Source organism: Chlorobaculum thiosulfatiphilum, from assembly GCF_006265165.1.
In the GTDB taxonomy this organism is placed as follows: Bacteria; Bacteroidota; Chlorobiia; order Chlorobiales; family Chlorobiaceae; genus Chlorobaculum; species Chlorobaculum thiosulfatiphilum.
Genome location: NZ_VDCH01000028.1, coordinates 1 through 20,947 on the forward strand (window position 1 = coordinate 1; position 20,947 = coordinate 20,947).

Consider the following 20,947-nt stretch of genomic DNA (forward strand, 5'->3'; position numbering starts at 1 on the left):
GCGTCAAGATATGGATATTTCAGTTAAATCGATAGATTTCAATACCTTATGTCAGTACTGACTTTTTAGAGATGCCCATAATAGCCCAATTAAATGAAGAATCAAATCGCGTCACAATCAACGTTTCTTCATATTTCCCCACAAGAAATAACAATCAGAAAACATCAGTTTTCGATTTCGATTTTTGCGGTAAAGATATAACCAGAACCATTAACCGTTTTGATGGGCGTTTCGAGATTTGGTGAAATTTTTTTGCGGAGGCGGTAGATCAGCGATTCGAGCGAACGGTTGCCGTGCTCGTCGTGGGGATAGCCGAGTTCTTTAAGCAGAATAGTCCGAGATACCGGCGCATTCGGCGTTTCGAGCAGCTTGTGAATAAAAGCATACTCCTTTCCGGTAAGATGCAGCTTTTCCCCCGAAGGGGTAACAAGCGCCCAGCCTTCAGTAAGCAGCCTCCAGCTATGCGAACAGCTCTTTTCTTCCGCTTTGCTTGTGAGCACTTCAGACGAACCGTCAGTTTGTCTGGCGGCCCTCGCAATCAGGTTGGCAACCGCCGCATCCAGCAATCGAAAGTTGACAGGTTTTGTCAGAAACTGATCAGCGCCAGCCTCATAGCCTTCGATCTTGGTTTCAGGCGATGTGTCGCCGGACAGCAGCAGGATTCTGGTCGATGAATTTTCGCGAACATACTTTGTAAGCACCAAACCGCTTTGATCGGGCAGGCCGACATCGATAATAGCGAGGGCATATTCTTGCTGGTCGAATTCCCTGTAAAAGTCAATGGCAGAGCCGACTTCGGTAACCTGATAACCTTTTCTCTGAAGGTATTTCAGTATGACGGAACGAAATGACGGCTCATCATCCACAAAGATGATCTGAGTGATAGAGGTATAAGACTGGAACATTTTGCACTATCTCCCAAGAATAAATTCATGGAAAAAGTACTTCTTTGTATAATAAAGCAATATTTAACCGGATCGAAAGAACACGTTTTCTGATTATTTCTCGTAAAATTTTTTTTGTGGCCACCTATCACGAAAGCAGACACCATCCCGATTATCAGAAAGCCGAGTAAGCACCTTTACCCTATTACTTTACAGAAAAAAGCACCGAGGATTTCGCTTGCCGATCCGCCAATCCCGGAACGGCAAGCGACAACCAATTGAGACGGCTCACGCCCCCCGTTCGAGTACCTCGGCTATGCGCTTTGCTGCCGCGCCATCCCATTTTTCGGGAATCAGGGTTTTTTCCGACTGCTTGCCGGAGAGAATGAGCGAGGCGCGTTTGAGAATTTCCTCTTCGTCGGGGGCGACCAGCACGTTGGTACCGATTTCGACGGTCGAGGGGCGGGCTGTGGTCGGGCGCAGGGTGAGGCACGGGACGTTCATCACGGTCAGCTCCGCCTCGAATTCGGCGCTGTCGGTCAGCACGAACGCGGACTCCTTGAGCAAGCGCAAGAGGTCGATGTAGCCCGGCATGTCGATCAGCCGCAGGCCCGGCGCGCCGTCCGGGAACTCATCGGACGGCTGGCTTCCCGGAAGCAGCACCGTCGCGGTGGCGGCGAGCGATTCGAGCACCTTGCTGAAGAGATCGCGATTTCCGGAACTCTCCGGCTCGAGCAGAACGGTGACGAACTTTTTCGGGGCGAGCGAGAGCGTTTCGAGCACGGCGGATTCGTTCGCCTCGGCAATGAGCGTCACGAGGCTGTCGATGGCCGTGTTGCCGACAAAAAGGATGCGCTCGTCGGCGACCCCTTCGTTCATGAGGTTGTAGAGACCGCTGTGCTCGCTGACGAAGTGGAGCGCGGCGACCGAGTCGATGACGAGGCGGTTGATCTCTTCCGGTTCGGCGCGGTCGTAGCTGCGCAAGCCCGCGTCGAGGCTGATGACCGGAATGCCCATTTTCGCCGCCGTCAACGCTCCGGCCAGCGACGCATGGTCGTGGCCGCCGGGAGCGACGAAGTCGGGTTCGATTTCGTTGAACAGTTGCTCGAAGGCGAGCATGAGCGACGCGGTTTCGACGGCCGGCGAACCCGGCTCGAGTTCGATGACGCGGAGCGCATCCGGCAAACCGAATGCCGCAGCGAGCGCGTCGTGTTCGGCGCGGCTTCCGGGATCGAGCGCCCGAGCGAGCACCGGCTCGAATACGCCATTTTTTCTGAAGACACTGACAAGCGGGGCGGCATGGAGAAACGCCGCGCGATCCTGGGCAATCAAGACTATTTTTTTCACACCGGAAAGCTTTATTACATTAAGTGACTGAACGATAAACCTCTGAGACAAGCCAAACCAGCCGCATGACAACAAGACGATCGATCTCGATAGCCGCATGGAGCCTCTTGCTGCCTGTGGCTTTATGGGTAACATCCCTGCCGGATAATACGGTCTCTGCGGAAAATAAGAAAACGGTGCTCGAACACGCCGACCAGATCGAGGGCGGAGAAGTGGCCAGTCCGTCAGGCGCGGTCACGCCTTACCGCTCGGCGGTCGGCAACGTCAAGTTTCTGCACGGCGAAACGATCTTGCAGTGCGACCGCGCGACCGACTGGCCCGACAGCGAGCGCATCGACCTCACGGGCCACATCATCATCAAGGACAAAACGCTTGAGACGCGGGGCGACAGGGGCGTTTACCACACCGGCCGGGAAGCTGGCGAACTTTGGGGCAACTTTCGCGGACGGGTGATCGACGACAGCCTGACCGTGAAATCGGCGCGGGCGACCTTCGACCAGAAAAAGAACGAACTCTGGCTGTTCGACGATGCCGTTGCCTGGCAGCTCGGGCGGCAGCTCAGCGGCGACTCGATCCGGGTGCAAGTCCGCGAGATCGCCGGAAAAAAGAGGGTGGATGAAATCCAGGTCTTCGGCCACGCATTTCTGGCCGTTCGCGACACGCTCTCGTCATCTCCCGCTTTGCATGACCAGCTCTCCGGCAGGCAACTGACGGCAAACCTTGACGAAAACTCCCGCCTGAAAAAGGTCGTCGCCATCAAAAAAGCCCGGAGCCTGTACCATATTTATGACGACAAGAATCAGCCATCGGGCGTGAACCTAACCTCTGGCGACAGAATCCGCATGTTCTTCGTCGATGGCAAACTCGACCGGATCCTCACCACCGGCGGCGCGCTCGGCAAGGAGTATCCGAACTACATGCGCAACGATCCGGAGATCAATCTGCCCGGCTTCCGGCTGCGAGACAAGGAGAAGCCCGTTTTCGAGCAGCGCTGACAGAAGCGCGTCGATGCGGAAGGTGGTTTGATGTGGTTCTGCAGGGGCGGGTTTCTTGCCCGCCTGCATCAGGTGATCACCGATTGTTGCGTGAAGATCGATTTCGATTCCGGGGAGGACGGAACTCGTTTGCGAAGGGATTGCTGGAAACCGGCATAAAAAAGCCTTCCCGTTTTTCGAGAAGGCTTTTTCTGTTCTATTGCACTATTGCAATCAGCGCGAACTCACTTCGCCAGGGGGCAATTGCCGGAGGCGCATCCGCCGCCGGACTCGGAACCTTTGGATGAAGATTTGCTGCCGCAGTAGTCGGTGCTGTAGAAGCCCGATCCCTTGAGCACGAAGCCGCCCTCGGCGCTGATGACGCGCTCGTAAGACTCCTCGCCGCACTTGGAGCACTTCGTGAGGCTATCGTCGGTCATGCGCTGAAAAACCTCTTCTTCATGACCACACTTGCTGCAGCGGTAATGATAAGTTGGCATATTCTATTCCTCCGTTGAGAATCTTTTTCCTGTATGTTGTTTTGGTATCTTCGGGTCGCGTGAACCCTGCAATGTTGGACGCTGTATATAAGTATATTTAATTTCAAAAAAAAGTTTCACCGGTGATCGTCAAAACGCGCGCGCTCGTGCTCCGTGACATCAAGTACCGCGACCAGTCCAAAATCTGCCTGCTGCTGACGCGGGAGTACGGTCAGGTGTCGGTGATCCTCAAGGGCGGTCGAAGCGCGAAGAGTCGCACCGGCCCGCTCTTTTCGCCCGGCAACGTGATCGAGGCGGTGCTCTACAAAAAAGGCAATCGCGACATTCAGCTCCTGAGCGACGCCAGCCTGGTGCTCAGTCCGCTCTCCGAATCGCCCGATCTGGAGCGCTTCAGCGTACTCTACCGGGTGCTCGACCTCGTCCGCTACGCCTCCACGCACGAGGAGAAGAACGTGCCGCTCTTCACGATAGCGCACTCGGCCATCTGGCGGCTGTGCCACGCGGAGCGCAACTTCCAGACGATCCTCGCCTGGTTCCTGCTCCGCCTCGTCGGCGTACTCGGCTTCGCGCCGTCGCTCGACCGCTGCGTTTTCAGCAACGCCGACCTCGCGAGCAGCATCGAAGAGATGAAGCTCGACGAGCTCTTTTTCGTGCTCGATCCCGGCGGCTTCGCCTTGCCCGGCAGCTCCGTGCCGATGGGCGCGGCCATCCAGCGCGTACCGGCGAGCCGCTACCGCTTCATCCGCGCCCTCGACGCCACCGGCAACGCGCTTTGCCCCGAAGCTCCGCCGGACGAGGTCGCGGCAGTCACGGCAATGTTGCAGGAATATTGCGCCCGTCACCTCGACCGGATGCCGCATCGCAAGCACCTCGAGATCGTCTCGCGCCTCATCTCGGCGTGAACCAAATCGTTACCGGAAGCCTGTTTTCAATCTTCGGGACTATTTTCTATCTTGACCAGTCATTTCATTACATCACTCCTCGACTAATTCAAACCGAACGATTCGACATGCCTGTACTTACCCGTTCTGCCGAGCTTTTTGAAAAAGCCAAAAAGTTCATCCCCGGCGGCGTCAACTCCCCGGTTCGCGCTTTCAAATCCGTCGGCGGCACCCCGATTTACATGGCCAAAGGCCAAGGCGCTTACATGACCGACGTTGACGGCAACACCTACCTGGACTATGTCGGATCGTGGGGGCCGTTCATTCTCGGCAGCATGCACCCCCGCCTGACCGCCGCCATCGAATACACCCTGCGCAACATCGGCACCAGCTTCGGCACACCGATCGAACTCGAAATCGAGATCGCCGAGCTGCTCTGCAAGGTCGTGCCGTCGCTCGAAATGGTGCGCATGGTCAACAGCGGCACCGAAGCCACCATGTCCGCCGTCAGGCTCGCCCGCGGCTACACCGGCAAGGATAAAATCATCAAATTCGAAGGCTGCTACCACGGCCACGGCGACAGCTTCCTCATCAAGGCTGGTTCCGGCGTGCTCACCCTCGGCGCTCCCGACAGCCCCGGCGTCACCAAAGGCACCGCCAACGACACGCTGAACGCCACCTACAACGACATCGAGTCGGTCAAGGTGCTGGTCAACGAGAACAAGGGCGAAATCGCCGCGATCATCATCGAGCCAGTCGCAGGTAACACTGGCGTCATCCCTGCCAAAAAGGAGTTCCTCGTCGCCCTGCGTGAGCTTTGCGATCAGGAAGGCATCGTGCTGATCTTCGACGAGGTGATGTGCGGCTTCCGCGTAGCCCTCGGCGGCGCGCAGGAGTACTACGGCGTCACCCCTGACCTCACCACGATGGGCAAGATCATCGGCGGCGGCCTGCCGGTCGGCGCATTCGGCGGCAAGCGCGAAATCATGCAGAACGTCGCCCCGCTCGGCGCGGTCTATCAGGCAGGAACCCTGTCGGGCAACCCGCTGGCCCTGACCGCCGGTCTGGAAACGCTGAAAATTCTCATCGAAGAGAATCCCTATCCGGAACTCGAAAGGAAAGCCGCGTTCCTCGAAGCAGGCTTCAAGGCGAACATGGACAAACTCGGCCTGAACTACACGCAAAACCGCGTCGGCTCCATGGCTTGCCTGTTCTTCACCGAAACCCCGGTCGTTGACTACAAGAGCGCCATCACCGCCGACTCCGCCAAGTACGGCAAGTACTTCCACTCCATGCTCGACCAGGGCATCTACCTCGCCCCGTCGCAGTTCGAGGCGATGTTCACCAGCTTCGTGCACACCGACGCCGATCTGGAGAAAACCGTCGCCGCCAACTACAACGCCCTCGTCGCCGCCCACCAGTAAGCTGCGAGACGCGACAGGGATGCAAAAAGGGCTGCCCGAAAAGGCGGCCCTTTGTTGTTTGTGGGAGGATTTTGGAAATTGGCCTGGACGCGAAAGCGGGGTGATGCAATGATGAATCCAGCCCGATCTGACGAAATTTCTTCATGACAAGCTCTTTGCAGGCCATCTTGAGTTCCTCGTCAAGGAAACTCCTGTCAATCAGGTGCTCAAGAGCCGGACGAGCCTTGCTGAATTTCGCGAACATTCGATCCTGAACCACCTCGTCAACAAACGACGTTTTCAACGCTGTTTTAAAATCCTTGAACGTTATTCGCTTTTCTAATTCTAACCTCGCTGACTCGTAACGAGGGCGTCGTGAACGATCCATTTGCCATCCTTCAAAAAGGCAAGAAACAGCTTTCGATATCCATTTGAGAAAGCTGGACGCCGCAAACCCGGAATTCGCGTAACCAGTTGCTCGCACTTGTGCTTTGCGCATCCTCGCCTTCTTGGCTCTGCCGCGAGGATGCGCGGCGCTTACAGAACGCTTTTCCGTCCTTTTTACATTGTTCCCGCTATTTTTTTTCAACATTCGATTGCATACATTAAGGTGGTGCAAAGTGGGAAAAAGTGGGGGATTTATGCCCGGATTTATTGGAAGAGAGCAGCATACCGTCGATGAGAAGGGCAGGCTTCAGATTCCGGCCCGGTTTCGACGCAGGTTCCTCTTGCAGGAGGATGAAGTCGGCGCGGGCGCTCCTGGCCGCTCGCCGGTGCTCTATGTTTTCAAGGCCGATGACGGGTCGCTCGAACTGTACGAACCTTCGGTCTGGAACGAAAAGGAGCAGCAACTGCTCAAGCTTTCCGATTTCAACCCCGAAGAGCGCCTGCTGACCACCATGATCTATGCGCGCCTCGACCAGACGGAGCTTGACCGCTCCGGACGGATCGCGCTTTCCCGCGAGATGCTCGATCATGCCGGTATCGTCAAAGAGGCCGTCATCATCGGAGCAAACTCGAAAATGACCGTCTGGGAGCCGCTTCGCCTCGAACGGCTGCTGAGTGATAACGCAGGCCGGTTCGCGCCGCTTGCAAGCCGTTATATCTGAGATCATGGATTATCAGGACTACCACGAACCGGTGCTTGCCGATGAATCCGTGTCGCTGCTGCTCACGCTTCCGGGAGTGTACATCGACGGTACGCTTGGCGGCGGGGGCCATTCGCTCCGGCTGCTCCGGAAGCTTGAAACGCTCGTCGGCGAGTCGCTTCTTGTCGGCATCGATCAGGACTCGCACGCTCTCGAAGCTGCGAGCGAGAAGCTCGGGGCGTTGGGCGGAAACTATCGCCTGGTCAGGGGAAACTTCGGCATGGTCAAGGAGCTTGTGACGCCAATCGCGCGAGGCGCGGCGTTGCCGGTCATGGGATTTCTGCTCGATCTCGGGGTGTCGTCGTTTCAGATCGACACGCCGGAGCGCGGATTCAGCTATCTCAGGAACGGCCCGCTCGACATGCGGATGGATCCGGACGGGCCGCTGACCGCCGCCGATGTGGTGAACGAATATGACGAGACCGCGCTGGCGAAGCTCTTTTTTCGCTACGGCGAGGAGCCGCTCGGCGGCAGAGTCGCCAGAGCGCTCGTTTCGGCGAGAAGCACGGCTCCGCTGACGACGACCGGCGAACTGGCCGAGGTGGTGCGGGCCGCCTGTCCGCGCAAAGACCTGGCCATCAAGACTCTGTCGAGGATTTACCAGGCGTTGCGTATCGAGGTCAACGATGAACTCGGTGTGCTCGAACAGGCGCTGGCGGATGGATTCGAGCTGCTCTCCCCCGGCGGACGGCTGGCGGTGATCAGCTACCACTCGCTGGAGGACAGGATCGTCAAGCGCTTTTTCGCCGCCAGATGTTCGGCGGACTGGGGGCCGAAGGGCGTTGCGCTCCGCGAGCCGCTGACGCCCGCCGAAGCGGTGCTGGTCACCAGAAAGTCGATCGAGGCTACGGCTGAAGAGACCCGTCGTAATCCGAGAGCGAGAAGCGCGCGTCTCAGAATCATTCAGAAACTTTAATTTTAGGGGAGGTGTGCCGTGAACGTGTTGAACTCTGCCGAAAAACCGTTTGCCGGGTTTGCCGGAAGAACGGGCGAGCTTTTCGGACGGGCGGACGGCAGCGGCATTGCAGGCTATGAGCTTGGCGGCGTCGATTTGCTTGAAAAGCGGGCACTGGCCTTCGAGCCGGAAGCGCGCTACAAGGCAGCGCAGCCGGCGCCTTCGCCTGAAATTTTCGACATAGGGTCCCTGCTTCGTCTGAGGACTTTTATCTATCTCATCTTCGCGACCGTGCTGTTCCTGGTGCAGATCAACAATACGCTCGCCATCAACGAGCTGGCCCGGCGCAACGAGCGCTTGCGGGAGCAGCTCAGGATCAGCACCAGCATCTCGACCGCCGAGGAGCTGAAGAGCCGCGAGCTTCAGAGCATCCGCTATATCTCCGGCTATGCCAAAAATCTCGGGCTCGACTCCTCCTTCACTCCGCCGGTCGAGATCGAACCCTGACCGGCCCCCTTTTTCAATCGAAGAGTGCATGAACGACGAGCGAACGACACCGGAGCCGAAAGGCACCAGCGACCATGAATTCGGCCTGCGCCTCGGCGTGATGGCGGCGCTCATGCTGCTGTTTTTCCTGGCGATCGTCTCGAAGCTGCTTGGCATCCAGGTGTTCGATGTCAAAAAATACCGCGCGAAGGCAAGCCGCCAGTATGAGGTCATGGTGACCGAAACGGCCCGGCGCGGGCGCATTCTGGATCGGCATGGCCGTCCGCTTGCCGAGAGCGTCGAGAGCATCTCGTTTTACGCCGACCCAAAACATGTGACGGATCCTGGCGCGGCGGCGCAGCTTTTTTCGGAAACCTTCGGCAAGAGCAGGCGTCACTATCTCGACCTGTTCCGGAAGAAGAGGCGTTTTGTCTGGCTGGAGCGCAACGTGCCGGTGGCGCAGGCCGCGAAACTGATGAGCCAAAAAATCAAGGGCATCGGGTTCCGGCGCGAGCAGCACCGCTACTATCTGAACGTGGGCGCCCAGCTCATCGGCCTGACCGATCGCGACAACAAGGGCATCAGCGGACTTGAAAAGAGCTTCGACAAAGAGCTGCGCGGGCGCGACGGTGTGCGGGTATTCCAGCGTTCGGCTACCGGAGAGCGCTATCCCGCTCCCGACGCCGAGCAGGTGCTACCCATGAACGGCAACGACGTGACGCTGACCATCGACGCCGACGTGCAGGGCATCCTCGAAGAGGAGATCGCGCAAGCGGTCGCGGAGTTCAAGGCAAGAAGCGCGATGGGCATCGTCATGGATGCAAGGACGGGCGAAATCATCGCGATGGCCAACCACCCCACCTTCGACATGAACCGCCGGAGCGGGCTGACCGCCGATCAGATGCGCAACCGCGCCGTCACCGATATGTTCGAGCCGGGCTCGACTTTCAAGATCGTCATGGCCGCGGCGGCCACCGAAGCGCTGCAATGGAGGGCGGATCGACTCGTGGACGGCCACGGCGGTACGCTCACGCTCTACGGGAAACACATCCGGGATCACGAGCCGTTCGAGACGATCACCTTCCAGAAGGCGATCATCGAGTCCAGCAACGTTGTCGCGGCGAGTACCGCCATGAAGGTCGGGCCGGAGGTCTTTTACCGCTACGCCCGCGCCCTTGGCTTCGGCCAGAAAACCGGGGTAGGCCTCATCGGTGAATCGGGGGGACGGCTCAAACCGGTTTCGCGCTGGGGCAGCCTGACGCTTCCCTGGATGGGCTACGGCTACCAGGTCATGGCGACTCCGCTCCAGGTGCTTCAGGCATACGCGACAATGGCCAACGACGGCGCTCGCATGAGGCCATTCGTCATCAAAAGCGTGACCGGCCCCGATGGCAAGAAAGTGATGGAAAACGTGCCACTAAAGGTGGCTCAGGCTCTGAAGCCGGAAACGGCCCGGTATATGGCGAAGGAGTATTTCCGCGCGGTGGTCGAAAAGGGAACCGGAAAATTGGCGGCTATCGAGGGAATCCCGGTTGCGGGCAAGACCGGCACGGCGCAGAAACTGCACAACGGCAGCTATCAGGGGTGGCGTTACTACGTGGCGTCGTTTGCCGGATTTTTTCCCTGTGACAATCCTCAGTATGCGGCGATTATCGTTGTCGATGAGCCGCAGACAGAGTATTATGCGTCAGCCGTGGCGGCTCCGGCTTTTTCGAGAGTTTGCGGCCGGGCGCTGGCCTGTTCTCTCGAAATGCAGAAACGGCTGAGCATGAAGGCCCCCGAAAAAGAGCTGCTCGACCGCGTTTCGACGGTGGTCGTGCCCGATCTGAAGGGGCTGCGCGAAAGCGATGCCGCCAAACTGCTCGAATGGAACGGCCTGAAGCTGGAGCCGTTTGGAAGCAGCGGCGGCAGCGTGACCTCGCAGAGCATCGCGCCCGGCTCGAAGGTAGAGAAAGAGACAAAGGTCAGGGTGCGCCTGACGAAAAGAGTTCAACAAGTGATGGACACAAAACAAGACAGACGCGCCGATGGTGCTGCTCGATGATCTCGTAGCCGCTCTCGGCGCGCTGGCTGAACGCCGGGGCGGAAGCGGAGCGCTGGCCGCTGTCACCGGCGTGACCTGCGATTCACGAGCGGTCGCGCCGGGCGCGCTGTTCGTGGCGGTGCGTGGTTTCGTCGCCGATGGCCACCGCTTTATCGGCGCGGCAATCGAGGCGGGCGCGGTGGCGGTAGTGTGCGAGGAGCTTCCGGCGGAGCGCCAAGATTCTGTCGTCTGGCTCGTCGTGCCGAACGCCCGCAAGGCGCTGGCCGAACTCTCGAAAGCCTTTTACGGCAACGCCTCGGACGAGCTGATGCTCATTGGCGTCACCGGCACGAACGGCAAAACCACCACCGCGCGGCTCGTCACCTCGATGCTCAACGCCTCGGGAATTCCCGCCGGATACATCGGCACGGGGCTGTGCCGCATCGGCAGCCGCGACATTCCGCTCGAACGCACCACCCCCGAGTCGAACGGCCTTCACGATCTCTTCCGTCAGATGGTCGATGCCGGATGCAAGGCGGCGGTGCTGGAGGTATCCTCCCACGCGCTGGTGCTCGACCGGGTGCACGGCCTCTGCTTCCGGGCGGCGGTGTTCACCAACCTCACGCCGGAGCACCTCGACTTTCACGCGACCATGGAGGAGTACGCCGAAGCCAAGCGCCTGCTCTTCGACCGGCTCGACGACAACGGTTTCGCCGTCCTCAACGCCGACGATCCCCGCGCCGGTTTCATGGCCGGTAATCTTTCGCCGCAGCGGGTGTTCTGCTGTACGACCGGCGGCGGCGCTTCGTTCTGCGATCTCGCGCGGCGCTTCAACGCCAGCGTGTCGGAGATGAGCGTCGAGGGCACGAAGGCGGAGGTGACTTTCCGGGGCCGGACGATGGCGATGGAAGTCCCGCTGCCAGGCGAGTACAACGTCATGAACATGCTCGAAGCCTTCGCGGTGGGCGTCGGCCTCGGCATCGATCCCGAAACGGCGATGTGCGGCCTCGGCGCCGCCGATGCGGTGGACGGCAGGATGGAGCGGATATGGAGCCGCGACCGCAGCCGCTGCGCCGTGGTCGATTACGCCCACACGCCCGACGCCCTGCAAAAAGCGCTCGAAGCTCTGCGAGCGGTGACGCCCGCAGGCTCGAAGCTCGCGGTGGTGTTCGGCTGCGGCGGCAACCGCGACCGGCAGAAGCGCCCCGAGATGGGCCGCATCGCCGCCGGACTTGCCGACCGGGTCATTGTCACCTCCGACAATCCGAGGGATGAAAATCCCGAAGCGATTCTCGACGAAGTCGAAGCGGGCATGGCGGGGCGAGCGCATCTGCGCATCGCCGATCGCGCCGAGGCGATCCGCCGGGCGGTCGTGGAACTCGGCGCGGGGGACATTCTGCTGGTGGCCGGAAAGGGGCACGAAGCGTATCAGGAGATCGAAGGCGTGAAGCAGCACTTCTCCGACCGAGAGCATCTGGAGGCGTGTTTCGCGCAAATGCAATGAAATAAAGGAAGTGAGGGAGTGACGATGAAAGGTGCGCTGATCTTCAGCGATTTCAGCCGGGCGGGAACCGTCGTAGCCCGCGACGTGGATGAAGGCTACCGGCTCGACGATCCGGTGGTGGTGATCGATTCACGCAAGGCGGTACAGGGCGCGGTGTTCGTGGCGCTGCCGGGCGAGCGCACCGACGGGCACCGCTTCGTCGGCGAGGTGTTCGCCGCCGGAGCCGCGTGGGCCGTGGTGTCGCGACAGTGGTTCGCCGAACACGGCGAGGCGCATCAGGGCGAAGGTCGTCGCTTCCTCGTCGCCGACGATCCGGTCGCGGCGTTCCAGCAGCTCGCCGCCGCCTACCGGGAGCGCTTCGACATTCCGGTGATCGGCATCGGCGGCAGCAACGGCAAGACCACTACCAAGGAGATGGTCGCCGCCGTGCTCTCGACCAGCTTCAACGTCCTCGTGACGCAGGGCAACTTCAACAACCACCTCGGCGTTCCGCTGACGCTCTTGCAGATGCGCCGCGACACCGAAGTGGCGGTGATCGAGATGGGCATCAACCATCCCGGCGAGATGGAGTTCCTCGCCTCGCTCGTCCGCCCGACGCACGGGTTGCTGACCAACATCGGCCACGAGCATCTCGAATTTTTCGGTTCCCTCGACGGCGTCGCCGATGCCGAGGCGGCGCTGTTCCGCTACCTCGAAGCGCACGGCGGCGCGGCGTTCGTCAACGAGGACGACCACCGTCTCGCCGCCGCCGGAACGACGCTGTCTCGCAAGACCGGCTACGGAATGCAGCCGGGAGCGGGTCGCGCCTGGTGGGCCGAAAATATCGGCGCGGATCGGGTGGGGCGCGTCTCGTTCACGCTCTCGTCCGAATCCGGCGTCCGCCAGCCGGTGGCGATGCGCTTCGTCGGACGGCACAACGTCATCAACGCCGTGGCGGCGGCGGCGCTCGGCGCGCACTTCGGCCTCGATCCGGCGCTCATCGCCAATGGCCTTGGCTCGCTCCAGCCCGCAAAGGGGTGGAAGCGCATGGAGCTGTTCGACGACGGCGAGACGGTGGTGCTCAACGACACCTACAACGCCAACCCCGATTCGGTGCGATTTGCGCTCGACACGCTCGCCGCCATCGAGTGCCGGGGCCGCAGGATCGCCGTGCTCGGCGACATGCTCGAACTCGGCGACAACTCGGCCATTGAACATGAAGGCATCGGCAGGTATATTCGCGAGCTGCCGATCGATGCGTGCCTCGCCTACGGCGATGACGCCCGGCTCATCTGCCGCGAAGCGGGCGATCGCTGCGCCGGGCACTTCGAGACGATGGACGCACTTCGTCAATTTCTCTCGAACTACGTCCAGCCGGGCGACGCGCTGCTCTTCAAAGGCTCTCGCGGCATGAGGCTCGAACTGGCGGCGGACAATCTCATCAAACAGAAACAACAGCACACGATCTGAACCGACGATGCTCTATTACATTCTCCGGTATATCAACGAATTCTACAGTATTCCCGGTCTGCGGGTCATCGAATACCTGACCGTCAGGGCCAGCGCGGCGGCCATCACGGCGCTGTTGATCACCATTTTTGCCGGGCCGTCATTCATACGATTCCTCAAGTCGAAATTCGTCGAGCCGATAAAAGAGGAGGCCCCGCCGGAGCATCGCAAGAAAAAGGATGTCCCCACGATGGGCGGCCTCATGATCATTTTCGCCATCGAGGTATCGGCGTTTCTCTGGGCCAAGATCGACGATCCGCACGTCTGGCTCATCATGCTGGCCATCTTCTGGATGGGGCTGATCGGCTTCATCGACGACTACCAGAAGGTGGTGCTGAAGGTCAAGGGCGGGCTTGCCGGTCACTACAAACTGATCGGGCAGGTCATACTTGGTCTGGTCATCGGCCTCTACACCTGGCAGGATCCGGCCTTTTCGGTGCTGCTCTCCGACACCACCGTGCCTTTCTTCAAAAAACTCTCGGTCGATTACGGCATCTTCTACATTCCGGTGGTGATCTTCATCATCACGGCGGTCTCCAACGCGGTCAACCTCACCGACGGCCTCGACGGCCTGGCCGCCGGAAACGCGGCTATCGTCACCTTCGCCCTCGGCGGTTTCGCCTATCTTGCCGGTAACGCCGTTTATGCCGGTTATCTCAGCATCCCCTTCATCTCCGGCGCGGGCGAAGTGGCCGTGGTGAGCATGGCCATCGTCATGGCCTGCGTGGGATTTCTGTGGTTCAACTCCAGCCCCGCCGAGGTGTTCATGGGCGACACCGGCTCGCTTTCGCTCGGCAGCGCCATCGCGGTGATCGCGCTCATGATCAAGCAGGAGCTACTTTTGCCGGTGCTGGCTGGCGTCTTTTTCATCGAGACCCTCTCGGTCTCCTTGCAGGTCGGCTGGTTCAAGATTTCAAAAAAGATGTACGGCGAAGGGCGGCGCATCTTTCTGATGGCCCCGCTGCATCACCATTTTCAGTTGAAAGGATGGGCGGAGCAGAAGATCGTCATCCGCTTCTGGATCATCTCGATCCTGCTTTTTTTGACAAGCCTCATGACTCTGAAACTGCGATAACGTGAAACCGGAAGAGCTGAAAGGAAAAGCGGCGTCGATCATCGGCGCGGGAAAGAGCGGCGTGGCGGCGGCGGGCCTGCTCGCGCGGGCCGGGGCGCGGCCATTCGTGAGCGAATTTGGCGCCGTCAGCCCGGAGACAGCGGAAACGCTGCGCCAGCTCGATGTGCCGTTCGAGGAGGGCGGCCACTCGGCGCGGGTGTTCGATGCGGCGCTGTGCGTCGTCAGCCCCGGCATTCCGCAAACCGCGCCGGTCATCCGCGAGATGCGCGAGCGAGGCATTGCCGTGGTGAGCGAAATCGAGCTGGCGAGCTGGTTCTGCCCGGCCCGCGTCATCGGCATCACCGGCACGGACGGCAAAACCACCACGGCCACGCTCATCCACCGCATCTGCGAGGCGGAGGGCGAGCGGCGCGGATTCCGCGCCTTCAGCGTCGGCAACATCGGCATTCCGTTTTCGTCGGAGGTCTCCGCAATGACGGCGGCGGACATCGCCGTGCTCGAACTGAGCAGCTACCAGCTCGAAGGCTGCTTCGAGTTCCGGCCCGACATCGCGGTGTTGACCAACATCACGCCCGACCACATGGATCGCTACGGCGGCAGCATCGAGGCCTACGCCACCGCGAAGTTCCGCATCCACTCGCGGCAGGAGGCGGGCGACACGCTCATCTACAACCACGACGACCCGATGCTTCGGGCGCACTTCGACCGGCGCGAGCCGTGGCCCTTCCGGGTGGTGCGCGTCGGCCTGCGGGCCGAGACGCTCGCCGATGCGTCGGGCGACTTCGTTTCAGTCGAAGGGGGCGAGATTGTCGTCCGTACGTCGGATTCGAGCGAAAAGCTGATGCGGGTTGACGAGATCATGAAGCCGGGCTTTCGCGGCGACCACAACCTCTACAACGTGCTCTCGTCGGTCGCGGCGGCCTCGGCGGCTGGCGTTTCGGCGGAGACAATGCGGCTCGTGCTCGCCGGGTTTGGCGGCGTGGAGCACCGGCAGGAGTTCGCCGGAACTGCCTGCGGCCTCGACTGGATCAACGACTCGAAGGCCACCAACGTCAACGCGCTCCGCCAGGCGTTGCAATCGGTACCGGCGGGCATGGTGCTCATCGCCGGAGGGCGCGACAAGGGCAACGACTACAGCGTCATCGCCGACATCGTACGGGAGAAGGTCGCCTGCATCGTGGCGATTGGCGAGTCTCGCCAGTTGATCGCCGAGGCCTTCCGGGGCGTCGTTGTCGTTCTCTGCGCCGAATCGCTCGCGGAGGCTGTCGATCTTGCCCGCCGGAACGCCCGGCCCGGCGGGAGCGTACTCTTTTCGCCCGCCTGTTCAAGCTTCGACATGTTCCGCGACTTCGAGGATCGCGGACGCCAGTTCAAGCAACTTGTCCGGGAGCTGGAATGAAGCTGAGTGATCTGAAGCTGAATCTGGATTTCGACCTGGAACTCGACGACTCGCCCGCCGAATCGATGGCGCTGCTTCCGGCGCTGCCCGGGCGCGGAGATTCGATTGCCGGTAAAATGCTGTTCCTGATCGTCGCGTTGCTGATGTGCATCGGGGTGGTCGTCGTCTATAGCAGCGGGGCAGGGTGGGCGGAACAGAAATTTTCCGATCCGCAGTACTTTTTGTGGCGTCAGCTCACTTTTGCCGTCGCGGGCATGGCGATGATTTTCGTGGTCGGCGCTATCGATTACCACATCTTCCGGAAGATCAGCAAGCTCTTTCTTTTCGTCAGCATTGGCCTGTTGGCCCTTCTGCTCCTGCTCAAGCTCGTGCATGTGATTCACGGCGCAGCCCGCTGGATCGGGTTCGGAGCGCTGAAGTTCCAGGCTTCCGATCTGGCAAAATACGCCATCATCTTTCACTTCGCCCGGCTGCTTTCCGAAAAGAAAGCGTATATCAAGGATCTGCATGACGGCTACTACCCGATGCTGGTGCTCCTGATGACCGTGGTCGCGCTGGTGGCGCTCGAACCGAACTTCAGCACCGCCTCGCTCATTGCCATCATCGGCTTCACGCTGATGTTCATCGGCGGCATCCGCATCAAATATCTTCTCGCCACCGCATTGCCGCTGATTCCGATCGCGGCGGTCTTCGCCATCGCCGCGCCCTACCGCGTCGCCCGCCTCGTCTCGTTCGGCGGCGGCGAGAAGGAGTTCAGCTACCAGGTGCGTCAGGCGCTGCTCGGCCTCGGCAACGGCGGCCTGTTCGGCCTCGGCCTCGGGGCGAGCAAGCAACGCGATCTCTATTTGCCGCTGTCGTACAACGACTTCGTCTTTGTCGTCATCGGCGAGGAGTACGGCTTTATCGGCGCGATGCTCATTCTGCTGCTCTTTGCCGGTATTTTCGTCTGCGGTATCATCATCGCCAAGCGCGCCCCGGATCTGTTCGGGCGTTACGTCGCCATCGGCGTCACCTTCGCCATCGTCTTCTTCGCCTTCATCAACATCGCCGTGTCGAGCCACCTCATGCCGACCACCGGCGTGGCATTGCCATTCATCAGCTACGGCGGCACGGCGCTGCTCTTCAACTCGCTCGGCATCGGGCTTCTGGTCAGCATTTCACGCTACCGGAAAAAGGTCGAAACGATGGAGCGGGCGCAGGCGCTGCTCGAATCGAAAGGAGGTGTTCTATGAAAGTGCTTTTCGCGGGCGGCGGCACCGGCGGTCATCTCTACCCCGGCGTGGCGATGGCGGCGGAGCTGAAGAAGCGCGTACCCGGCATCGAAATTTCCTTCGCGGGCACCTCCGCCGGAATCGAGGCGACCGAGGTGCCGCGCCTCGGCTATCCGCTCGTGCTGCTCCCGGTCAGGGGGCTGAAGCGCGGCCTGTCGCTGCGCGCGCTGGCGGAGAACGCGGCCATTCTCGCCGACTTCGCCAAAGCGCTCTCGATGGCGATGGCGCTCGTCGGCAAGGAGAAGCCCGACGTGGTGGTGGGCACCGGCGGCTACGTCAGCGCGCCGCTGCTGCTCGCCGCGCAGCTTTCGGGGAAGAAGACGCTCATCCAGGAGCAGAACGCCTTTCCGGGGCTGACCACCCGGATGCTGGCGCGGATGGCCTCGGAGGTGCATCTGTCCTTCGAGGAGAGCCGGAAGTTTTTCGGTGGCAAGGCGACGGTCTTCGTGACCGGCAATCCGGCGCGGGAGTTCGGCGGCGAGAGCCGCGAGTCGTGCCTCGACTTTTTCGGCCTCGACCGCAGCCTGCCGACGCTGCTTGTCTTCGGCGGAAGCCGTGGGGCGCGGGCGATCAACAATGCTGTGCTGAAGCTCTGCCGCCGACTCGAAGGCGCGGTCAACCTCGTCTGGCAGACCGGATCGCTCGACGCCGAACGGGTGCGGGCGGAGGCTGGCCCCTCGGCGACCCGCTGGATCGGCCCCTACATTCAGGAGATGGGCAAGGCGTACGGCGCGGCTGACCTGGTGCTCTGCCGCGCCGGGGCATCGAGCCTCGCCGAGCTGACCAACCTCGGCAAGCCCTCGGTGCTGATTCCCTACCCCTACGCGGCGGCGGATCACCAGCGCCACAACGCTCAGGCGCTCGTCAGCGCGGGCGCGTCCGTCATGATCGAGGACTCGAAAGTCGGCGAAGAGGCGTCGTTCGAGACGATCCTCGCGCTGCTCCGCGACCGCGACAAGCTCGCGCGGATGGGCGAGGCGGCCCGGCGACAGGGCCATCCCGGCGCGGCGGCGACGCTCGCGGAAAGAATCATCGCACTGTCAAAATCCTGAGAGGGCGGCTGATTGCCGGGCGGGATGGAGGATCGATTTGGATTTGGTGAATTGGGCGGCGGAGTGGATGTATTCATGTTCCGGCCACCAAAACGCATGGACAATTGCCCCGGGCTTTAGTCCGAGGATCATGGATAAGACAAAATAAAAAAGGGCTTTAGCCCAATATCTTTCTTTGGCGAAAGTTGTGATTTATTAAAGGAGTGCTTCCTATGGAACTGGGAAAAACGAGGAATGTGCATATCGTCGGTATCGGCGGTGCGGGGATGAGCGCCATCGCCGAATTGCTTCTGAAATCCGGCTTTTCGGTCAGCGGCTCCGACCTCGCGTCCGGCGAGGTGATCGAGAAGCTGCGTGAGCTTGGCGCGGTCGTTCACCAAGGGCACCAGCCCGAAAACGTTGGCGCGAGCGACGTGGTTGTTTACTCCTCGGCGGTGCGCCCGGAGAAGAACGTCGAGATTCTCGCCGCGCAGAAGCTCGGCATTCCGGTCATCAAGCGCGACGAAATGCTCGGCGAGCTGATGCGCCACAAATCGGGCATCTGCGTCTCCGGCACCCACGGCAAAACCACCACCACGGCGATGGTCGCCACCATGCTGCTCGAAGCAGGCCAGTCGCCGACGGTGATGATCGGCGGCGTCTCGGACTATCTCAAGGGGAGTACGGTGGTCGGCGAGGGCAAGTACATGGTGATCGAGGCTGACGAGTACGACCGCGCCTTCCTCAAGCTCACGCCCACCATCGCCGTGCTGAACAGCCTCGAATCGGAGCACATGGACACTTACGGCACGATGGACAATCTGCGCGACTGCTTCGCACAGTTCGCCAACAAGGTGCCGTTCTACGGGCGCGTCATTTGCTGCGTGGACTGGCCTGAAATCCGCCGCATCATTGCCCGCCTGAACCGCCGCTGCACCACCTTCGGCATCGAGGAACACGCCGATGTGATGGCCTCCGGAATCGTACCCGGCGAGGGCGGCAGCACCTTCACCGTCGAGGCGTTCGGCGAGCGCTACGACGGCGTACGGCTCGGCGTACCAGGTCGGCACAATGTGCTCAACGCGCTGGCGGCCTTCTCGGTCGGCCTCGAAATCGGCCTGTCTCCGGAGAAGATTATCGCCGGTCTCGGCGCTTATACCGGAATGCGCCGCCGCTTCCAGACGAAGTTCCGTGGCAGCGACGGCCTGCTCGTCATCGACGACTACGCGCACCACCCGTCGGAGGTGAAGGCGACGGTGAAGGCGGCCCGCGAGGGGTGGAAGAAGCACCGCATCGTGGCGGTCTTCCAGCCGCATCTCTATTCTCGCACGGCGGAGTTCGCCGGTGAGTTCGGCTGGGCGCTCTCCCGCGCCGACACGGTTTACGTGGCGGGCATCTACCCGTCGCGCGAAAAGTCGGAAGACTACCCCGGCATCACCGGCGAGCTGGTGGCGGAAGGGGCAAGAACCGCCGGGGCGAAACAGGTCGTTTTCGCCGGTGACAGCGACGAGCTGATGGCGGCGCTTCGCCAAGAGGCCGCGCCGGAGACGCTCTTCCTCTTCATGGGCGCGGGCGACATCACGCACCTGGCCGCGCGCTTCGCCGCGTGGCGCCTCGAAACTCGCGGCAACGCAACCCCGTCGGCGTCATGATCTCCGCCCTTGAGAGGCATAACCGGAGCAGCAGGCATGGCTCGTCCGGAAAATGAGCGGCAGCGCGATGAGTCGCTGAGGGAGTCGCCGGACTTCGACGAGCTGGAGCCGGAGACGGTTCGTCCCCGCAAGGGCAAGCTGGGCCGCATTCTCAGCGCCACGCCAGTGATGATGACCTTCGCCGCGCTGCTGCTCGTTGCGGTCGCGGTGCTCTCGTGGTACGCGACGCAGTGGAAAAAGCAGGTTGCCGTCACCCGCGTGGTCGTCAGCGGAACGTCCCTGATTCCGACCTCCACCATCGATCGCCGTCTGAACAGCTTCATGGGCAAGAATCTGGATGAGGTCAGAATCAACGAAGTCCGCCGGGCGCTCGTTTCGGAACCCTGGATCGAGAACATACAGATCGGCAAGGAGCTGAACGGCATTCTACGGATCAGGATCGAAGAGCGGCGTCCGGCGGCGCTGCTGGTCAGCGAGGGGCGAAGCCTTATTATCGATACCGCAGGAAATCTTTTGCCAGACAAGGAGATCGCAGAGCGGTTCCGGCTCGTGAAGGTGCATGGCGCAAGGGCTGCCGGGCCTGTGCGGGCGGGAGGCGTCCGGCGGTTGAACGATTCCGACAAGGCTCTTCTGTTCGCCCTGCTCGACGCCTTCGACAAAAGCACCTATGCCAGAATGATGGTTTCAACCATTCATCTCACCCGAAACAACCAGACCTGGTTTCTTGTTGCCGGATCGCCGATACCGTTTGTTATCGGCAATGACGGTAATTTCAAGGAAAAATTGAAAAAATTCGAGATATTCTGGCAACAGGTTGTTGCAAAGAAAGGTATCGATTGTTATGAGTCGGTCGATCTTCGTTTCCGCGAGAGAGTTTTCGCCACCTCACCCGCAAGCGAAGCAGAATCCGCGGATTCCTCAGCGGCACCGGCCGCCCCGCCAGTGAGCGGCCAAATTCCCGATGAACATCATTGAACGTAAAACTC

Annotated in this window: 18 protein-coding genes; 15 read left to right on the forward strand and 3 right to left on the reverse strand. The window is 60.8% G+C overall.

The window, feature by feature from the left end; genetic code table 11:
* Nucleotides 1-164: 164 nt before the first annotated feature.
* Nucleotides 165-866, reverse strand: coding sequence for a response regulator transcription factor (locus FGF66_RS10535; protein WP_170181329.1), 702 nt, complete (start codon nt 864-866; stop codon nt 165-167).
* A gap of 306 nt (nt 867-1,172) precedes the next feature.
* A complete protein-coding gene (locus FGF66_RS10540; protein ID WP_246046669.1) occupies nt 1,173-2,231 on the reverse strand; it encodes a UDP-N-acetyl glucosamine 2-epimerase in 1,059 nt (352 codons plus the stop codon).
* Between the two features lie 65 nt (nt 2,232-2,296).
* On the opposite strand from FGF66_RS10540, the gene FGF66_RS10545 reads away from it, so the two are divergent.
* Nucleotides 2,297-3,226 (forward strand): hypothetical protein, encoded by a 930-nt coding sequence (locus tag FGF66_RS10545; protein WP_139457603.1) that lies wholly within the window; start codon nt 2,297-2,299, stop codon nt 3,224-3,226.
* A gap of 224 nt (nt 3,227-3,450) precedes the next feature.
* Here FGF66_RS10545 and FGF66_RS10550 read toward each other — a convergent pair whose 3' ends face one another.
* On the reverse strand, nt 3,451-3,705 hold the full coding sequence (locus FGF66_RS10550; RefSeq protein ID WP_139457604.1) for an FmdB family zinc ribbon protein: 255 nt from the start codon (nt 3,703-3,705) through the stop codon (nt 3,451-3,453).
* 122 nt (nt 3,706-3,827) lie between these two features.
* Between FGF66_RS10550 and recO the strand changes: the two genes are divergently transcribed.
* From recO to FGF66_RS10625, 14 genes are all read left to right on the forward strand, one after another.
* Nucleotides 3,828-4,607, forward strand: a complete 780-nt coding sequence (gene recO / locus FGF66_RS10555; protein WP_139457605.1) for a DNA repair protein RecO — start codon at nt 3,828-3,830, stop codon at nt 4,605-4,607.
* 107 nt (nt 4,608-4,714) lie between these two features.
* The gene (gene hemL / locus FGF66_RS10560; protein WP_139457606.1) at nt 4,715-6,010 is read left to right on the forward strand and encodes a glutamate-1-semialdehyde 2,1-aminomutase; all 1,296 of its coding nucleotides are present in this window, start codon (nt 4,715-4,717) and stop codon (nt 6,008-6,010) included.
* Between the two features lie 620 nt (nt 6,011-6,630).
* Complete coding sequence (gene mraZ, locus FGF66_RS10570; protein WP_139457607.1) at nt 6,631-7,098, forward strand: division/cell wall cluster transcriptional repressor MraZ; 468 nt, start codon at nt 6,631-6,633, stop codon at nt 7,096-7,098.
* A gap of 4 nt (nt 7,099-7,102) precedes the next feature.
* Entirely contained in the window at nt 7,103-8,053 is a 951-nt protein-coding gene (rsmH, locus tag FGF66_RS10575) for a 16S rRNA (cytosine(1402)-N(4))-methyltransferase RsmH (protein ID WP_139457608.1), read from the forward strand.
* Nucleotides 8,054-8,071: 18 nt separating this feature from the next.
* Nucleotides 8,072-8,539: a hypothetical protein gene (locus FGF66_RS10580; protein ID WP_139457609.1), complete on the forward strand. Its 468-nt coding sequence runs from the start codon at nt 8,072-8,074 to the stop codon at nt 8,537-8,539.
* A 28-nt stretch (nt 8,540-8,567) separates the two neighbouring features.
* Nucleotides 8,568-10,562: a penicillin-binding protein gene (locus FGF66_RS10585; RefSeq protein WP_139457610.1), complete on the forward strand. Its 1,995-nt coding sequence runs from the start codon at nt 8,568-8,570 to the stop codon at nt 10,560-10,562.
* Nucleotides 10,546-12,045, forward strand: coding sequence for a UDP-N-acetylmuramoyl-L-alanyl-D-glutamate--2,6-diaminopimelate ligase (locus FGF66_RS10590; protein ID WP_139457611.1), 1,500 nt, complete (start codon nt 10,546-10,548; stop codon nt 12,043-12,045). Before FGF66_RS10585 ends, FGF66_RS10590 begins: the two co-directional genes overlap by 17 nt.
* A 24-nt stretch (nt 12,046-12,069) precedes the next feature.
* A complete protein-coding gene (locus FGF66_RS10595; RefSeq protein ID WP_170181332.1) occupies nt 12,070-13,494 on the forward strand; it encodes a UDP-N-acetylmuramoyl-tripeptide--D-alanyl-D-alanine ligase in 1,425 nt (474 codons plus the stop codon).
* A gap of 7 nt (nt 13,495-13,501) precedes the next feature.
* The gene (gene mraY / locus FGF66_RS10600; protein ID WP_139457613.1) at nt 13,502-14,608 is read left to right on the forward strand and encodes a phospho-N-acetylmuramoyl-pentapeptide-transferase; all 1,107 of its coding nucleotides are present in this window, start codon (nt 13,502-13,504) and stop codon (nt 14,606-14,608) included.
* Between the two features lies 1 nt (nt 14,609).
* Nucleotides 14,610-16,007 (forward strand): UDP-N-acetylmuramoyl-L-alanine--D-glutamate ligase, encoded by a 1,398-nt coding sequence (gene murD, locus FGF66_RS10605; protein ID WP_139457614.1) that lies wholly within the window; start codon nt 14,610-14,612, stop codon nt 16,005-16,007.
* 65 nt (nt 16,008-16,072) lie between these two features.
* Entirely contained in the window at nt 16,073-17,239 is a 1,167-nt protein-coding gene (locus tag FGF66_RS10610) for an FtsW/RodA/SpoVE family cell cycle protein (protein ID WP_139457624.1), read from the forward strand.
* A complete protein-coding gene (gene murG / locus FGF66_RS10615; protein WP_139457615.1) occupies nt 17,236-18,330 on the forward strand; it encodes an undecaprenyldiphospho-muramoylpentapeptide beta-N-acetylglucosaminyltransferase in 1,095 nt (364 codons plus the stop codon). Before FGF66_RS10610 ends, murG begins: the two co-directional genes overlap by 4 nt.
* 212 nt (nt 18,331-18,542) lie before the next feature.
* Nucleotides 18,543-19,961 carry a UDP-N-acetylmuramate--L-alanine ligase gene (murC, locus tag FGF66_RS10620; protein ID WP_170181330.1) on the forward strand — a complete coding sequence of 473 codons (1,419 nt, stop codon included), beginning with the start codon at nt 18,543-18,545 and terminating at the stop codon, nt 19,959-19,961.
* A 36-nt stretch (nt 19,962-19,997) separates the two neighbouring features.
* Nucleotides 19,998-20,936 carry a cell division protein FtsQ/DivIB gene (locus FGF66_RS10625; protein ID WP_139457617.1) on the forward strand — a complete coding sequence of 313 codons (939 nt, stop codon included), beginning with the start codon at nt 19,998-20,000 and terminating at the stop codon, nt 20,934-20,936.
* The last annotated feature ends 11 nt before the right edge of the window (nt 20,937-20,947 follow it).

What these genes read in the sequence shown, in the direction of transcription:
- FGF66_RS10545 (WP_139457603.1), top strand. Translation starts at nt 2,297, where the DNA reads ATGACAACAAGACGATCGATCTCGATAGCCGCATGGAGCCTCTTGCTG.
- FGF66_RS10550 (WP_139457604.1), bottom strand. Translation starts at nt 3,705, where the DNA reads ATGCCAACTTATCATTACCGCTGCAGCAAGTGTGGTCATGAAGAAGAG.
- hemL (WP_139457606.1), top strand. Translation starts at nt 4,715, where the DNA reads ATGCCTGTACTTACCCGTTCTGCCGAGCTTTTTGAAAAAGCCAAAAAG.
- mraZ (WP_139457607.1), top strand. Translation starts at nt 6,631, where the DNA reads ATGCCCGGATTTATTGGAAGAGAGCAGCATACCGTCGATGAGAAGGGC.
- rsmH (WP_139457608.1), top strand. Translation starts at nt 7,103, where the DNA reads ATGGATTATCAGGACTACCACGAACCGGTGCTTGCCGATGAATCCGTG.
- FGF66_RS10585 (WP_139457610.1), top strand. Translation starts at nt 8,568, where the DNA reads ATGAACGACGAGCGAACGACACCGGAGCCGAAAGGCACCAGCGACCAT.
- FGF66_RS10590 (WP_139457611.1), top strand. Translation starts at nt 10,546, where the DNA reads ATGGTGCTGCTCGATGATCTCGTAGCCGCTCTCGGCGCGCTGGCTGAA.
- FGF66_RS10595 (WP_170181332.1), top strand. Translation starts at nt 12,070, where the DNA reads ATGAAAGGTGCGCTGATCTTCAGCGATTTCAGCCGGGCGGGAACCGTC.
- mraY (WP_139457613.1), top strand. Translation starts at nt 13,502, where the DNA reads ATGCTCTATTACATTCTCCGGTATATCAACGAATTCTACAGTATTCCC.
- FGF66_RS10610 (WP_139457624.1), top strand. Translation starts at nt 16,073, where the DNA reads ATGGCGCTGCTTCCGGCGCTGCCCGGGCGCGGAGATTCGATTGCCGGT.
- murG (WP_139457615.1), top strand. Translation starts at nt 17,236, where the DNA reads ATGAAAGTGCTTTTCGCGGGCGGCGGCACCGGCGGTCATCTCTACCCC.
- murC (WP_170181330.1), top strand. Translation starts at nt 18,543, where the DNA reads ATGGAACTGGGAAAAACGAGGAATGTGCATATCGTCGGTATCGGCGGT.
- FGF66_RS10625 (WP_139457617.1), top strand. Translation starts at nt 19,998, where the DNA reads ATGGCTCGTCCGGAAAATGAGCGGCAGCGCGATGAGTCGCTGAGGGAG.